General features: G+C 47.2%; 16 protein-coding genes. 11 read left to right on the plus strand and 5 right to left on the minus strand.

Annotated features, from left to right (window positions below):
* The first annotated feature begins 33 nt into the window (after nt 1-33).
* Nucleotides 34-513, plus strand: a complete 480-nt coding sequence (locus H4O21_RS06615; protein ID WP_182808057.1) for a MarR family winged helix-turn-helix transcriptional regulator — start codon at nt 34-36, stop codon at nt 511-513.
* Between the two features lie 174 nt (nt 514-687).
* Nucleotides 688-1,272 carry a DJ-1/PfpI family protein gene (locus tag H4O21_RS06620; RefSeq protein ID WP_182808058.1) on the plus strand — a complete coding sequence of 195 codons (585 nt, stop codon included), beginning with the start codon at nt 688-690 and terminating at the stop codon, nt 1,270-1,272.
* A 160-nt stretch (nt 1,273-1,432) separates the two neighbouring features.
* Here H4O21_RS06620 and H4O21_RS06625 read toward each other — a convergent pair whose 3' ends face one another.
* Both H4O21_RS06625 and hmpA read right to left on the minus strand, forming a co-directional pair.
* Nucleotides 1,433-2,914, minus strand: coding sequence for a sigma-54 interaction domain-containing protein (locus tag H4O21_RS06625; protein WP_182808059.1), 1,482 nt, complete (start codon nt 2,912-2,914; stop codon nt 1,433-1,435).
* A 301-nt stretch (nt 2,915-3,215) separates the two neighbouring features.
* The gene (gene hmpA / locus H4O21_RS06630) at nt 3,216-4,451 is read right to left on the minus strand and encodes an NO-inducible flavohemoprotein (protein WP_182808060.1); all 1,236 of its coding nucleotides are present in this window, start codon (nt 4,449-4,451) and stop codon (nt 3,216-3,218) included.
* Nucleotides 4,452-4,795: 344 nt separating this feature from the next.
* On the opposite strand from hmpA, the gene norR reads away from it, so the two are divergent.
* The 4 genes from norR to H4O21_RS06650 all read left to right on the plus strand — a co-directional run bounded on the left by norR (nt 4,796) and on the right by H4O21_RS06650 (nt 9,322).
* Nucleotides 4,796-6,445: a nitric oxide reductase transcriptional regulator NorR gene (gene norR, locus H4O21_RS06635; RefSeq protein ID WP_182808061.1), complete on the plus strand. Its 1,650-nt coding sequence runs from the start codon at nt 4,796-4,798 to the stop codon at nt 6,443-6,445.
* A gap of 27 nt (nt 6,446-6,472) precedes the next feature.
* Nucleotides 6,473-7,687, plus strand: a complete 1,215-nt coding sequence (locus H4O21_RS06640; RefSeq protein ID WP_182808062.1) for an MFS transporter — start codon at nt 6,473-6,475, stop codon at nt 7,685-7,687.
* A 73-nt stretch (nt 7,688-7,760) separates the two neighbouring features.
* A complete protein-coding gene (locus H4O21_RS06645) occupies nt 7,761-8,393 on the plus strand; it encodes a bifunctional 4-hydroxy-2-oxoglutarate aldolase/2-dehydro-3-deoxy-phosphogluconate aldolase (RefSeq protein WP_182808063.1) in 633 nt (210 codons plus the stop codon).
* An 8-nt stretch (nt 8,394-8,401) separates the two neighbouring features.
* Nucleotides 8,402-9,322 carry an eIF2B alpha/beta/delta subunit family protein gene (locus tag H4O21_RS06650; RefSeq protein ID WP_182808064.1) on the plus strand — a complete coding sequence of 307 codons (921 nt, stop codon included), beginning with the start codon at nt 8,402-8,404 and terminating at the stop codon, nt 9,320-9,322.
* A 161-nt stretch (nt 9,323-9,483) separates the two neighbouring features.
* Here H4O21_RS06650 and H4O21_RS06655 read toward each other — a convergent pair whose 3' ends face one another.
* Nucleotides 9,484-10,275 (minus strand): LysM peptidoglycan-binding domain-containing protein, encoded by a 792-nt coding sequence (locus tag H4O21_RS06655; RefSeq protein WP_182808065.1) that lies wholly within the window; start codon nt 10,273-10,275, stop codon nt 9,484-9,486.
* A gap of 286 nt (nt 10,276-10,561) precedes the next feature.
* Between H4O21_RS06655 and H4O21_RS06660 the strand changes: the two genes are divergently transcribed.
* The 4 genes from H4O21_RS06660 to H4O21_RS06670 all read left to right on the plus strand — a co-directional run bounded on the left by H4O21_RS06660 (nt 10,562) and on the right by H4O21_RS06670 (nt 12,779).
* Nucleotides 10,562-11,248 carry an alpha/beta hydrolase gene (locus H4O21_RS06660; protein WP_182808066.1) on the plus strand — a complete coding sequence of 229 codons (687 nt, stop codon included), beginning with the start codon at nt 10,562-10,564 and terminating at the stop codon, nt 11,246-11,248.
* A 188-nt stretch (nt 11,249-11,436) separates the two neighbouring features.
* Nucleotides 11,437-11,544: a cytochrome c oxidase subunit CcoM gene (ccoM, locus tag H4O21_RS26090; RefSeq protein WP_305082222.1), complete on the plus strand. Its 108-nt coding sequence runs from the start codon at nt 11,437-11,439 to the stop codon at nt 11,542-11,544.
* A gap of 150 nt (nt 11,545-11,694) precedes the next feature.
* Complete coding sequence (locus H4O21_RS06665) at nt 11,695-12,060, plus strand: hypothetical protein (protein WP_182808067.1); 366 nt, start codon at nt 11,695-11,697, stop codon at nt 12,058-12,060.
* 152 nt (nt 12,061-12,212) lie between these two features.
* A complete protein-coding gene (locus H4O21_RS06670) occupies nt 12,213-12,779 on the plus strand; it encodes a DUF4442 domain-containing protein (protein ID WP_255487176.1) in 567 nt (188 codons plus the stop codon).
* A gap of 66 nt (nt 12,780-12,845) precedes the next feature.
* Here the strand turns inward: H4O21_RS06670 and H4O21_RS06675 are convergent, their stop codons facing one another.
* A complete protein-coding gene (locus tag H4O21_RS06675) occupies nt 12,846-13,916 on the minus strand; it encodes an ABC transporter ATP-binding protein (protein WP_182808068.1) in 1,071 nt (356 codons plus the stop codon).
* Nucleotides 13,917-13,982: 66 nt separating this feature from the next.
* Entirely contained in the window at nt 13,983-14,897 is a 915-nt protein-coding gene (gene argF, locus H4O21_RS06680) for an ornithine carbamoyltransferase (protein WP_182808069.1), read from the minus strand.
* A 540-nt stretch (nt 14,898-15,437) separates the two neighbouring features.
* Here argF and grxD point away from each other — a divergent pair.
* Nucleotides 15,438-15,764, plus strand: a complete 327-nt coding sequence (gene grxD, locus H4O21_RS06685) for a Grx4 family monothiol glutaredoxin (protein WP_182808070.1) — start codon at nt 15,438-15,440, stop codon at nt 15,762-15,764.
* Nucleotides 15,765-15,772: the final 8 nt, after the last annotated feature.

Raw genomic sequence — 15,772 nt, forward strand, 5'->3', positions numbered from 1 at the left:
TATTTTTATGAGTTTCATTCAGGACCAGGTGTTATGAATAATGGCAGGGCAGACAGTGGCAACGCTGGCGATATTCTTGATTTAAGCCATTTTTTTCCGTTTCGTTTATCGATCCTGGAGAAGAGAGTCAGTGAGTCTGTTGCTCAGTATTATGCAGCGCGTTTTAATCTGACGCGTTATGAATGGCGGGTGATGGCGACTCTGGCTATGCATCGGAGTATGTCGGCTAAAGAGGTCGCTAATTTTACCGGGCTGGACAAAATGCAGGTCAGTCGGGCTATCAGTGGGCTTAAGCAGGCTGAGCTGATTAATCAGAGTAAGAGTGAACGGGATCGCAGGACATCGGTGCTAACGCTGACGATACAGGGCGTTGAATTATATAATCAGATTGTACCTCAGGTGATGGCGCAGGAGCAGAAACTGCTGCAGGTACTGTCTGCCGAAGATCAGCAAACACTGCACCGGTTGATGGAAACTCTGAGCAGCCATGCTGAAAGTCTGATAGAGGATTGATTGCTCGTTGCTGCACAGAAACGCTTCTGTATTCTTTGTCTGGCTTGCAATCATTTGAATACTGGCGTTCAACAATGTAGTAATGGGCTATTACCTGGTGAAGGTTTTCTGTCGTTACACTGCTTAAACACTACAAAGACAAGAAAATGTGTTGATACGACAGGAGTGCTACAGATGAGTTCTGCGAAAAAAATTCTGATGCTGGTGGGTGACTTTGCTGAAGATTATGAAACTATGGTGCCCTTCCAGGCGATGATTATGCTGGGTTATCAGGTTGATGCGGTATGTCCGGATAAAAAGGCCGGTGATCAGGTGCGTACCGCAATACACGATTTTGAAGGCGATCAGACCTACACCGAAAAACCCGGACATAACTTTACCCTGAATGCTGCATTTGATGAGATTGATCCGGCTGAATATGCAGGGTTGATTATTCCGGGTGGTCGTGCCCCGGAATATCTGCGGTTGAATGAGAAGGTACTGGATCTGATACGGTACTTTATTGATCAGAGCAAGCCGGTTGCCGCTATTTGTCATGGCGCTCAGTTGCTGGCTGCAGCCGGTGTGATCGAAGGCAAAAATATCTCAGCTTATCCGGCTTGTGCTCCGGAAGTGCAATTTGCTGGTGGTCATTATCAGGATATTGCCCTGGATCAGGCCGTGACGGATGGTAATCTGATTACTGCTCCGGCGTGGCCTGCACATCCTGCCTGGCTGGCACAATTTGCCCGTGCTCTGGGAGCAGAAATTAGTATCTGACAGAGTGTGTTCCGGGAAACGGAATAACTATCCAGAAGCGATGATTTTACATCTTCTGCCGTGATATTTGTCAGAGAGAATCAAATAGAAAATGCTGGTACGGATTATTCTGTATCAGCATTTTCTATTTTATATGAGCGTTAAGCTTCAGCCTGTCTGGCTAAATTTCCAGCTTTTTCATCTTCTCGTATAATGTCGCTCTGGATATGCCCAGTGCTTCAGCCGCTTTAGCTTTATGCCCACTGGTATAGTGGATAGCCTGCTTAATGGCCGCTTTCTCTGCTTCAGCAAGCTGCTGGCTTAATGGAATAGGAGGCAGATCTGATCTGTTGTGCTGTTGTACTGTCTCTGATATGTCGGATCTGGTTTGTGGCCAGAATGTTTCCATAACCGACTCAGATGATGACGGAATACAGACCGTTCCCAGGTCATTATGTAATAAACCGGTTAACAACTGAGCACTGATTTCAACATGATCCTCGGCCATAATCACGGCTCTTTCCAGTACATTCTGCAGCTCTCTGACGTTGCCGGGCCATTGGTAACTACGAAGTACGGGTAAAGCTCCTGTGCTCAGATATTTAGGGGCGATATTCAGACGAGCGCAGGTTTCGTCCAGAATACGTTCAGCGATCAGGTCGATGTCGTCCAGGCGCTGACGTAGTGGTGGCAGGTGTATCGGCATGCCATTCAGACGATAATACAGATCAGCCCTGAACTCGCCGTCCTCAATCATCTGTACCAGATTACGACTGGTTGCAGCGACAATGCGAATATCCGTTTTTTTAATGGTGTCAGAACCCACTGCTTCAAACTCTTTTTCCTGAAGTACTCTGAGTAGTTTGCCCTGAACTTCTAAAGGCATATCGCCGATTTCGTCCAGAAACAGTGTGCCCGTATTAGCCAGTTCCAGTTTGCCTTTTCGTCCTTGTTTACTGGCACCGGTATAGGCTCCTGGTGCAACCCCGAAAAATTCAGCTTCGATCAGATTATCCGGAATCGCTGCTACATTGAGTGAAATAAAAGGCTTGTCTGATCGTGAGGACAGATCATGCAAAGCATGGGCAAACAGCTCTTTACCAGTGCCTGTTTCACCGGTGATGAGCACTGAGATATCAAAACGGGCAGCCTGGCGTACCTGGTTTTTAATTGCCAGTAATTGCTCACTACGCCCTGATATGTGAGATAAACCATATTTGTTCTTACGTGCCTGATTCAGCTGGCTGGTGACACAATCCAGCTGCTGCTGCAGCTTATTGACCCGGTTGGTCAGTGAACTGAATTCTTTCTGATTATCCAGCGCCACAAAGCCAAAAGCGCCAATGATCTCTCCCTCATCAGACTGAAGAGGTATCACACTAACCAGTATCCATCTTTTCTGTAGCCAGAGCAGATCCAGTAGAATTGGTTCACCGGTATCAGCCACTTTAGGCAGATAGCTATTCTGGATATAGCGCGTTATCGGTTGTCCGGCCGGATCGTGGTCAATACCCAGAAATTTTCTGTAACCATCACTAATCCAGGTAATTTTGTGTGTTGTGTCTATGGCGATAGCGTTGCCATAAAAGGTTTCAAAGGAATCAGCCAGTACCTTAAAGGCGTGTTTCCTCGCCAGGTCTGCTGTGGGAGCGGCTTGTTTCATGAGGCTCTCTCTGTGCTGCCTGTCAGTCTCCGTACAGGCATTTTCTTATTGTAAACAGACTTATAACACGAGGAAGAAAGGGATGTGTACTGTTCAATTGTCTGAATTATCAGACAAAAAATTAATAGTATGACAAATTAGCCCGGCCGTCAGGCATATTCTGAATTCAGAAACAGGGACTGCTGAGTAGAAGCATTTTTATACTCTTCCACCTGTTTTGGGTTACAGATAAACGTATTCTCCGATGATTATGCCTGCAGGAGTTCCGGTTTTAACCGGAACTCCCGTGATGAAGGATCATTCAGCTATCCAGTGTCTGATGAGGGCCGAAGGTCTCGTAGTAGATGTGCTCCTGACTGACACCAAGTTGTAGTAGTTGCCGATAAGCAAATTGCATAAAGCCAATTGGGCCGCAAAGATAAAAATCCCCTGTTGTGACCGGGAGCTGCTCCCGAAGGGGTTCAAGGTTCATCAGTCCTGCGTTATAACAAGCCCGGCCTGTACTGTTATTCATGGCTTCTGTTGCAGAGGTTTGCTGGTTATACCAGGTATACTGTTGCAGCGACAGGCATTCAGATAATTCGTGAATACGTCTCTGGAAAGAATGCTGCTGCTGGTTTTCGCAGGCATGTAACCAGAACACTGGCTGAGTTGTTTTCTGGTCAGCCAGTGTTTCCAGCATTGACATCATCGGAGTCAGTCCAACACCGGCGGATATCAGAACGATCGGGCGCTCAGACGGTTGCAGGAAGAATTCTCCAGTAGGGGCAAATAATTCAATCTCATCACCGGGATTCAGCTGATCATGCAGATAGTTTGATACCAGACCTGGTGATTGGCTATTATCGGAGATGGCCTCTCGTTTAACTGAAATTCGGTAAGTACTGCCATTAGGTTTGTCTGAGATAGAATACTGGCGAATGGCTCTGTCATATTCCCCCTGAGGAGTTTCAATGCGCACACCGATATACTGGCCGGGCTGAAAACTGGCGATGGCTGAGTCGTCAACCGGAGCCAGAATCAGGCTGGTTACCAGTTCAGATTCAACATGCTTTTCAAGCAGACGGAAGTTTCTGGCACCACGCCATCCACCTGTCTGTTGGGCGTTGTGGTCATAGATCTGCTTTTCACGTTGAATAAAAACGCTGGCCAGCTGCTGATAAGCGGCCCGCCAGGCATCTTCTACATCCGGTGTGAATTCATTCGGAGCCAGTTCCTTCAGGGTTTCTATCAGGTGATGGCCTACAATATCGTATTGTTCCGGCTGAATATCCATACTGGCGTGTTTTTGTGCAATGCGCTCGACGGCCTGCTGTAGTACCGGCAGGTTATCAATATGTGTGGCATAAGCGGCCAGGGCATTAAACAGAGCCAGTGGCTGTCTGCCTGAGCGCTGATTGCTCATATTAAAAATATTTTTCAGTTCAGGATGCTGGTTGAACATCCTGTTGTAAAAGTAATCCGTCACGTCACGTCCCGCTTCGGATAGTAAAGGCAGAGTACTTTTAACCAGAGAGATCTGTTCAGCAGTTAACATCAGATTTCCTTTTATATTTTCAGTGCGGTACACAAGTACCTGAACAACGTTTCTCTATAAAAAATTGCGGTATTTCTCCTGTTGTTACAGAGGTATATCGCTTTTTCTTTTTAAGACGCTTTTATTCAGATGTTTTGATGTGAGTGGCCGGGTCAATATATGAAGCCGGCATTATGTTGATCTTTATCCGATCTGCTCTAGTGTTAGCATAGAGCGTGCCCGTGTTTTAAAGTTTTTTAAAATCAATTAGTTACGTGTTTTTTGTGGATAAAATATGTCTTAATGACTCTTTTGATTAAATGTCTTTTTGACACGTTAAGGTCTTTTGAACATGATAGGGAGTTATGAAATTTATCTCCCATAATGCTCTGATACAGCTGGCAATTGATATGGCGGACAGCCTGAGTGACCGGGATCGATTTGATCGGCTGTTAACAACGGTACGTAGTCTGATTCCCTGCGATGCGGTTGCCTTGCTGGCTGTTTCTGGTGATACGCTGAAACCTCTGGCCCATAAAGGCCTGAGTGCAGATCTGGATGGCCGTCGCTTTATAACGTCCGAGCACCCCAGGTTCTGGCAGATCTGCCGTTCTGATATTCCTGTCATTTTTCCAGAAGATTCCCGGTTGCCTGATCCTTATGATGGGCTGGTACAAGGGCAGCGGGGGGATTTGCCTGTGCACTCCTGTATGGGAATTCCCCTGCGGGCTGATGATCATCTGATTGGTGTCCTGACGCTGGATAGTCTGGTACCGGGCATGTTTGATGAGATTGAGCCTCATACTCTGGAGCTGATGGCTGCGATGTCAGCCGCATCTCTGAAAACTGCGATCCGGTTGCAACAGCTGGAAGAAGACAGTCACCACTCTCATAGTGTGATTTCCGAGCTGACTCAGGAAGCGTTGTATCGGGACGGCGGAGAAATTATTGGTGATAGTCCTGTCATGCAGAAGCTCAGGCAAGAGCTGAAACTGGTTGCACCCTCTGATTACACGGTATTAGTCGAAGGAGAAACGGGTACCGGTAAGGAGCTGGTGGCGCGTAAATTACATGAATGGTCCCGGCGTTCTGAAGGCCCCCTGGTTTATATCAACTGTGCTGCTATCCCGGAAAATCTGGTTGAAAGCGAATTATTTGGCCATGTAAAAGGTGCTTTTACCGGGGCAGATAAAAAGCGGGAAGGTAAATTCAGTCTGGCGGATGGTGGTACTTTGTTTCTTGATGAAATTGGAGAATTACCTCTTACGATACAAAGTAAGCTATTAAGGGCGTTACAGAGCCAGGAGATTCAGCCCGTGGGGCAGGATAATGTGCGTCATGTCGATGTACGTGTCGTTGCCGCGACGAATCGTTTGTTAAACGATGAAGTGGCAAAAGGCTTATTTCGCGCAGATCTGTACCACAGATTAAGCGTATATCCGGTGCAGGTTCCGCCATTAAGGCAAAGAGAAGGTGATATTACTGTATTAGCCGGCTATTTTGCCGAGCAGGTACGCCGCAGGCTTGGGCTGGCTCAGCTGGTGCTGGATGACCAGGCGATCAGAAAACTGAATCTGTATCACTGGCCGGGAAATGTCCGGGAGCTGGAGCATGTCATCAGCCGGGCAGCATTATTAGCACAAAGCGGTTTGGACGGCTTTCGTTCCGTCAGGTTAAGAGCAGACCATAGAGCCGTCATCCGCATCAAGGCCAGTCACCTGATGGGGCTGGCTTTGACCGATGAGGTCCGACAGGTATCGGGCAACAGGACATTATCGACACATTTGCCGGAACAGATAATACCGCTTCCCGGAATGCAGAACGCTTCTGGGAGGCTGAGCCTTAAGGCTGAAACAGAGCAGTTCCAGAAACAGCTTATTCTTAATACTTTGCAGGATCAGGGGATGAACTGGGCGGCAACTGCTCGTTATCTGGGCACTGATCGGGCAAACCTGGTACGCCTGGCTCGTCGTCTGGGCATTAAGACCGAAAAAAAGATCCGTACTCAGCACTGAGTCTCTTCAAAATCCTATGGAGTCGTTATGACCTCTTCTGTCTCTGATGAATTGCCCGGTGAATGGCGGGTAGTGATTCTGGTCACCCTGATGCAGTTTATTAATATTATTGATTTTATGATGGTGATGCCACTGGGACCTGACTTTGCTCAGGCTCTGGATATTCCTATGTCTGAACTGGGCCTGATTGGTGGCAGCTATACGTTTGCCGCCGCAGCCTCTGGCTTTTTTCTCAGTAAATACCTGGACCGTTTTGATCGACGCTCTGTGGCCATTGTCGCCATGGCTGGTTTATCCCTGAGTACCTTTGCTGCCACTCTGGCTACGGATCAGTTAACGCTTCTGATGGCCAGAGTCTGTGCTGGTTTTTTTGGTGGTCCGGCTGCAGCGATCGGTATGGCTATGATTATCGATGTGGTACCGGAGCAGCGCCGTGGCAGAGCGATGGCAATTGCGATGGGCTCGTTTTCGGTCGCTGCGATTGCAGGTATTCCATTCGGGATGGAGCTGGCAGCATGGTCGGGTTGGCAAGCCCCTTTCAAGGCCATTGCACTGGCCAGTCTGGGGCTTCTTATTGCTTTGTGGTTTTTACTCCCTGTAATGAACAGTCATAAAAACAGGCATAAGGGCAGCCCGGCGACGGGTATTATTCCTCTGCTGAAAGCCCCTCTGACTCGTATGGCGCTGATATTGGTCGTTGTTTCTATGTTTGGTAATTTTTTACTGATTCCGAATCTGTCTGCTTATGTGCAGTTTAATCTGGGCTTCCCTCGGGAGCGCGTTGGCGAGCTTTATATGCTGGGAGGTGTGGTGTCGTTAGTCGGGATGCAGCTGACCGGTTATCTGTCCGATAAATTTGGCAGTGTGCTGACAGGTACGCTGACCTGTTCCGGATTAGCTCTGGTGTTATGGAGTGGTTTTCTGAATACGCCTGAGCTGGCGATGGTCCCCTGGGTTTTTGCCGGATTCATGCTGTTCTCTTCAGCCCGAAGGGTAGCGCAGAATGCCCTGACCAGTCAGACGCCAGAACCTCACGAAAGAGCGGCATATGCTTCGGCGCAATCGGCTTTTCAGCATGTAGCTACAGGCGTCGCAGCTACGGGGAGTTCGTGGTTTCTTACAGCAGATGACCAGGGAGTACTGGATGGTATGACGGCTCTGAGTGTGGTGACATTGCTTTTTGTTCTGGCCCAGCCTGTCATCATGCTGATTCTGAAAAAACGTTTACACTTAAAACGATAAATTGAGTAAATACTTTATGGATACCCCGCATTTTTCCGATTCATTTCAGTCAACAGAGCAAGGAACTTCGGATATGTTGCTGGCAAAATTAGACAGGCAGAAAATTTTGCCTGTACTGGTACTGGAGTCTCAGGAACAGGCTTTACCTCTGGCAGAGTGCATGCTGGAGTTTGATTTTCGGGTGCTGGAGATTACCCTGAGAACCGCGAATGCTCTTGATATTATTCATCTGCTTCATGAGCGATACCCGGAGCTGACTCTTGGTGCTGGGACTGTTTTATGTGCCACTCAGCTGAAGCAAGCTGCTCAGGCCGGAGCTGATTTTGCTGTCTCTCCCGGTGCTACAGAGGCATTGCTGATGGCGGGCGGGCAATCCGAGATTAACTTTATTCCCGGAGTGATGACACCTTCAGAGGTGATGAGAGCACGAGAGTACGGGTTTCGGTTTCAGAAGTTTTTTCCTGCCGGAGTTGCAGGCGGTGTCGCTATGTTAAAAGCGATGTCAGGCCCTTTGTCTGAATTGAACTTTTGTCCAACCGGGGGTATCTCACTGAATAATATGAGAGACTATCTGCAATTAGGTAATGTGCCTGTTGCCGGTGGTACCTGGCTGGCGCCGTCGAACTGCATCCGACAAAGGGATTGGGAGGCTATCAGACAAAACCTGGCTTTACTGCAACAGCACCTGGATGAATTCAGAACGTAGGGTAAACAATGTACAGTAATAACGATCAGTTTAAAGAAAGGCGCATCCGGGCTGTTAAAGAAGATGTGCGCAAGGGAGGTAGTGAGTTGTCCCGCAGTGCGCTGGAGGATCTGCTGGATTATGCTGAGGCCTGTGATGTTGCTGATACCAATGAGCTGAAAAGTGAATTACTGGATCTGGCTATGCAGATGCAATTAGCTCGTCCGAGTATGCTGGTATTGTGGAATATTCTGCAGCGCTGGATTGAGCGTATGTCCGGGATGCCGATGGGTGACCTGGCTGAGGCCCGCCAGTTTGCAGCTGCACAAGCAAGAGATCTGGCCACCAGTTCTGTACAGGCAGTGAAAAAGATTACTCAGCAGGTCAGTCCGCAGATTGTACCGGGCTCAATAATTATGGTGCACAGCTACAGCACTACTGTGATGCAGATTCTGGAGTCTATCGAGGGAATTGAATGTAAAGTGATCATGACAGAATCCCGGCCTGGCATTGAAGGTCGGCGTATGGCCAGGACTTTATCTGAGCTGAAGATTCCGACAACTTATATTACTGAAGCCCAGATCGGAAACTTTATCTATAAAGCTGATCTGGTGCTGATGGGCGCTGATAGCGTACTGGTTGATGGTTCTGTGATTAATAAAGCGGGTACTTACCTGATGGCACTGGCAGCACGGGAAGTCAGAGTGCCTTTCTGGGTGGTTGCTGAGAGTTATAAACACAGCTCCAGAACGGTTAGTGAAACTGAGCTTGAGGAGATGGAGGCCGATGAACTTCAGTTACCTTCCATTGATTTCGTCACGCCCAGAAATGTCTACTTTGATGTGACACCGGCAGAGCTGGTGTCGGCCTGGGTCGATGAAAATGGATACCGTACCAGTTACTCTAAACCATCTGAGCCTATGCCAGCCGGGCTATTGAAAGAGACGTGAACCAATATAACTCAGTATGATTCTGACAGATTACGCCAGTAAGTACCTGTACAACCGTTTTCGATATTTATGCCTTTTCCTCTCCGGCCACTGGCCGTAGAGGAAAGAAATATTGATGCTGAGATTGTTTCTTTGCTGCCAGGCTGAAGGTTATGTACTACTCAGATTTCAGGCAGATAGTTTTCTGGTGGTAAAGGTGTACCTCTGTCTCTGAACTGAAAATGCAGAGCATATCTATTGATCAGAGTGTTAAAGCCGACAGTACCGATAATTTGCCGCTGCTGGACTTTATCTCCTGCTTTTACCTTCAGGGTTTCACAGCTGGCATAAACGGTTTGCTGTTCATCTGCATGTTCAATAATGACGACTTTTCCCAGACTTCTCATTTCCCCGGCAAAACTGACTGTTCCGCCTTTAGAGGCCAGAACTGATTGCCCTTTCTTTGCCGCCAGGTTAACGCCTTTCTGCAGCCCCCAGTCTTTTTTACCAAACCCGTTAAAGATCCTGGGGTTCTGCAGTGGCCAGTTAAAGCCTGTGACTGTCCTTTCTCTGACGGGTATCCATATTTTCTGACCAGGCTTCAGGCGATTGTAATCAATACCGGGGTTGCTGACTTTAAGAGCACTCAGACTGACAGCAAAGTGATTGGCCAGTTTACTCAGCGTGTCTCCTTTCTGAACAGTGTAAGGCACTCTGTCTGCAGCGACTTCTTTTTTGTTTACCGGAATACTCAGCTCTGTCCCTGCTTGTAATCGATGAGGTACGACACGAGGATTATAGCGGGCCAGCAACGGAACACTGACGCCATATTTTCTGGCGATGCCGTAGAAGGTTTCTCCTCTCTGAACAACATGACGGTCACTGACAGAAGGGGGAGAGGCCGGAGTGGTGCTACAAGCTCCCAAAAGGAGTACAAAGCACAGGATAAATGCGGAAGGAAGGCGTTTTAGCATGGCTGAAATTTGTGTCCGGAACTGAAAACATAATCTGATGATGGAATACAGGCCGGTCAGAATAGATAAAAGTGTAAGGTAATTCAAAGTAAATCTATCGATTGTATAGCTGAATACAAAGTATTTCGATATTTTCCTGTCGGTGCTCTGGAGATACATTTATTTTTTGCAGAGATGTTTTTACCCGGCTATCTGAACACAGATCCGGATTTGCCTATTGCTTCATTATTTCGCAAAATTCTCCGGATAAAGCAGATACAGTTCTTTAATTGATTCGGAGTATTTTATGATACAGGATGGCTTGAAATCAGCCGGTGAACTGGTATCGCCTGAAGCATGTGTAATCTGGTTACACGGTTTAGGCGCTACCGCAGATGATTTTGTACCGGCTGTACCCTATCTTAATATTCCGGCTGATCTGAAAGTGAAATTCTTATTTCCTCAGGCTCCTGTCAGACCGGTAACAATTAATGCGGGCTGGGAGATGCCTGCCTGGTATGACATTCTGGAGATGCTGCCAGAAAGAAAAATTGTGCAGGAACATCTGGAAGGTGCTGCGCGTGACCTTCATCGCCTGACACAGGAGCAAATTGCATCAGGGATTCCAGCGTGCCGGATTTTCTGGGCTGGCTTCTCTCAGGGTGGTGCTGTTGTGCTGGAGGCTGCTGTAAATAAAGCAAAATACCCTGATTCAGTGTTACCCGATACCATTTTTGCGTTATCTACCTATCAGGCTTTGCCCGTTGAGCGTTCGTCTGATTTGAGTGGCCTGAATTTCTGGCATGCTCATGGCAGTTATGATGATGTCGTGCCTTTCGGTATGGGTAAAAAAGCTTTTGAGAGTACGGAGGCTATCAGTGGTGAGAGTCAGTGGCATGTCTGGCCTATGAGTCATGAAGTTTGCCTGGCAGAACTGGAGGCGATGGGGCGTTATATGACAGATCGAATCGGATCTGCTGAGAAGGTGGGTTGATACTGTTTTTCTGATACAGAAAAATGGTGAAATACCTGTGTATATGAATAATTATTCATTTTTTTGATGTCGGTCATAAGTCAGATGAGCTTCTGCTAATAAATTTGATCTGGCTCAGGGTTTTCCCCCTGATGGCTTGTTAACCTGTCATCAGTTAATCGGTTTATAACCCGGGTGAGGTGAGAGTCATGTACGTAGATGATGCTGTAATTGCAGGTTTACTGGTTGTTGGTGGTGCTATTGCTTTCTTTGTAGGGCTTGGTTATTTCATCATTAATGACAAGTCAAAGAACTGATCGTTTTCCGGGAATGCTTTCCCGGATTAAAGAAAAGAGCTATATTGAACCCATACCTGTGCCAGTTGTCATAATTGGTATTCGTATGGGTTCAGTCGTCTTTGACTGAATGAATCCCTGGATAGCCTTAAATTTGACTGGAGGTTCGTTATGCCTGAAGCCCTTTCGTCGCAAGCCACTCTGGTGAACCGCCAGCTTGCTGGTACTAATAATGTGGCGCAGCAGAGAACAGACGCTCGTAGTAATACCCGTCGGGAAGAAGCCGGTGATTCTCAGCCTACCTCAACCGCTGGAGTTAATGGACAGAACGCTTTGCAGGATCGGGTGGCGATCAGCTCGCAGCCAACAGATCAGGTCAATCGCACGGCTGAGACGACTGAACGTGCTCCGACCAGAAATACAATCGGAGATATTCCTGATTTGAATGAGAGTCAGTCCAGTGAACTGGCCCGTCGTCAGGCTGAAGTCAGAACCAATCAGGAGTCTCTGGGCAATGTTCTGGATATTGATGCCTGATTAGTTTGCCATTTATTATACTGAAAGGAAGGTCGGTGTTACCTTCCTTTTTTATTCTTTAAAAAATAAAACAAACGTTTGTATTTTTTGGTTTGTTCATCATAATGCCATCCCGGAGAGGGATAGTCATCTGTTTCTGTCCGGAGTAACTGATGGCTACTGCATCTGCGGTTACTGTCTGCTATTCATCAGAGTGTTTAAAGATTAAATCGGGATCAACTATGAGTTTCAGAGCCAGATTGATTAAATGGGGTATTGCTCTGTGGCCTCCTCTGTTGGGGGCTGGAGTGAAAGTAGAGCAGCTGGACAGTGATTTTAGTTATACCCGTGTGCGTATGAAATTGCGCTGGTATAACCGTAATTATATGGGCGTTCATTTTGGCGGCTCGTTATATGCCATGACAGACCCTTTTTATGTGCTGATGCTGGCGGAGAGCCTGGGGAAGGATTTCGTCGTCTGGGATAAATCAGCAACTATTGAGTATATAAAGCCTGGTGAGTCTACTGTCTGGGCTGAGTTTACACTGCCTCAGGGATTTCTGGAAAAAGTACATCAGAAAACCCGTGATGGTTCGAAATTCTTGCCTGAATTCGATGTATTTATAAAAAATGCTGAGGGTGAGGTCGTAGCACGGGTTCGAAGAACATTATATATTCGCCGCAAGCAGAAAGCGGTTTCGCTTTTAGCTGACGATAAAAAAGCAGACACGGCGGTCTGAATGGATGGCCGCCGGTGTGAGAGACTCCAGTATAGTCGGGCCAGAGCGGCCCGGCAAATATGTCGTTTATACTGAAACAGGGTTATCTTTTACATTATTATTAAACAGGATCAGGTGATCCGCTTTGACTTCAATTCGTACCGGGTCACCAATATCATATTCAGCGTGACTATTGAACATGGATTCTACAATCAGTCCTGAAGGCAAGCGCAGACGATAATGGGTAGCTGATCCGGCAAAAGTATACTGATCGACGATTGCTGTAATACTGCCAGACGGATTCTCAATAATATCATCAGGACGCAGAAGCACATCGACATCCGTACCATCAGCCCAGGGGTAGGCTCTGTTACCTTCGATTATTCCCACTTCGGTGCTGACCTTATTATGATCCTGAAGCTGGCCCGGTATCAGGTAACCCTGGCCGACAAAGTTAGCGACAAACTGATTGGCGGGTTCGTGATAAAGATTATATGGCGTATCCCACTGTTGCATACGTCCCTGATTCAGTACACCAACATAGTCTGCCATTGCAAAGGCTTCTGTCTGGTCATGGGTGACCAGAACGCCACTGATATTCTGTGACTTCAGAATCCGGCGTACTTCCAGACCCAGGTGTTTGCGCAGCTCTGAGTCCAGATTAGAGAAGGGTTCATCCAGCAGTATCATCTGGGGGCGAGGGGCAAGGGCTCTTGCCAGAGCAACCCTTTGCTGCTGACCTCCGGAAAGCTCATGAGGGTAACGGTCAATCAAATCTCTCATGTTGACCAGATCCAGCATTTCGGTAACCCGCTCGCCTTTTTCTTGTTTGCTGAGCTTTCTGAGACCAAATGCAATATTTTCCCTGATGGTCAGGTGTGGAAATAAAGCATAATCCTGAAATACCATGCCGATACGGCGTTCTTCTGGTTCAATCAGAGTATCTGGTGAAGATATAATCGATCCATTCAGAGAGATGCTTCCTGAATACACAGGATCGAACCCGGCGATGGTTCTGAGTAGCGTTGTCTTTCCACATCCGCTGGGACCCAGTAAACAGCAGATATCTCCCTGGTTTAAAGAGAAAGATATATCCCGGGTGATCACCAGCTGGTCATAGCGGCATTCAATAGCGTCAACCTGCAGTAATGTGCTCATTCAGAAAGTCCTTATGCCAGATATAAAAAAGCCCAGACAAGCTGGGCTTTATACAACCTTTTAAGATTAATTCTCAATTCTGCCCAGAATCAGGAATTCTAGCAAGGCTTTCTGTGCATGAAGGCGATTTCCAGCTTCCTGCCAGACGACGGAGCGTTCATCGTCCAGCATATCTTCGCTGATTTCCTCTCCACGGTGTGCTGGCAGACAATGCATAAACAGAGCGTCATCTGCTGCAGTGTTCATCAGTGCCGGGCTGATCTGATAGCCGTCAAAGGCTTTTTCTCTTTCAGCCTGTTCTTCTTCATGACCCATTGATGCCCATACATCGGTAACGACCAGGTGAGCGCCTTTTACAGCTTCTTCTGGTGAGCGCACCAGAGTAATACGGTCTTTGTTCGCTTCCATCAGTTCGGCTGCCGGATCAAAACCTTCCGGGCAGGCAATATTGAGATGAAAATCAAACTGACGTGCTGCATTGATATAGGAGTGGCACATGTTGTTTCCATCACCTACCCAGGCCACAGTCTTACCCTTAATGCTTCCGCGTTGCTCAACAAATGTCTGTACATCTGCCAGTAACTGGCAAGGATGGTAGTCATCTGTCAGAGCATTGATGACAGGGACTGAAGAGTACTCGGCAAACCGCTCTATTGTGGCGTGATCGAATGTTCGTATCATCACGGCATCAACCATTTCAGACAGTACACGAGCGCTATCTTCTACGGGCTCACCACGCCCCAGCTGGGTATCGCGAGGAGACAGAAAAATAGCACTGCCACCAAACTGAGTCATACCGGCTTCAAAAGAAACGCGGGTACGGGTCGATGATTTTTCGAAAATCATACCCAGTACTTTATTCTTCAGAGGTTCGTATATCTCACCGGCTTTCAGGCCTTTCTTGATGGTTATTGCCCGATCAATCAGGTAGTTGAGTTCATCCGGTGTCAGGTCCAGCAGAGTTAAAAAATGTCTTGCCATTGGTTTTTCCAGTCAATCCCAGTAAAAATGATGGCCTGTTTCATCAGGCCTGAAACACGGAAGACGAGTCTGTAATCTGATATAAGGTGCTCTTCTTTCCGTTTACGCCCGAACCTGTCAGTTTCCCACTGATGCAGTATCCGGACGGCGTGAGTCTGAAATCCCTGTCTGCTATTTTTCTTATGATGATCGGTTAACCCACAAAACCGACATTGTGCGACAGATTTTTTCAGCCCTGAAACAGAAAACGGCAGCCATAAAATGCTGCCGCTTAAGGACCAAAGATGAAAAGCTATAGATAAAATATTGCGATGTCAATGGTATAAACTTTCGCATAGCAGAGCCTGGCTGGAAACCCGTGGTGTGAGAGGCTGGTAAATTTGTTCTGAACTGAGATGTCGTTTTCAGAAAAAAATAATCATCTTGCCTTGAATTACTGTTGAGGAGGCTGCATTTTATTTTCAGGCGAGTTAAAATTGACTGAATTACCAGGTTAATACCGAAATCGACTTTTTTGCCGTTACATCAAAGGGTTCAAGAATGAGCACAACTATTGACACCATTAAAGAACAGATCAGCAATAACTCAATTCTGCTGTACATGAAAGGCAACCCTCAGATGCCTCAGTGTGGTTTTTCTTCTCAGGCAGTACAGGCCCTGATGGCGTGTGGTGAAAAATTTGCGTTTGTAAATATTCTGGATAACCCTGACATCCGTGCAGAGTTACCTAAGTACGCAAACTGGCCAACGTTCCCGCAACTGTGGGTTAACGGTGAGCTGGTTGGCGGTTGCGATATCATTGTTGAAATGTACCAGTCTGGTGAATTACAGACGCTGATCGCTGAAGCTGCTAAGACAAATCAGTAAAACGGTCT

The sequence above is a fragment of the Oceanospirillum sediminis genome, assembly GCF_014164585.1.
In the GTDB taxonomy this organism is placed as follows: Bacteria; Pseudomonadota; Gammaproteobacteria; order Pseudomonadales; family Halomonadaceae; genus Oceanospirillum; species Oceanospirillum sediminis.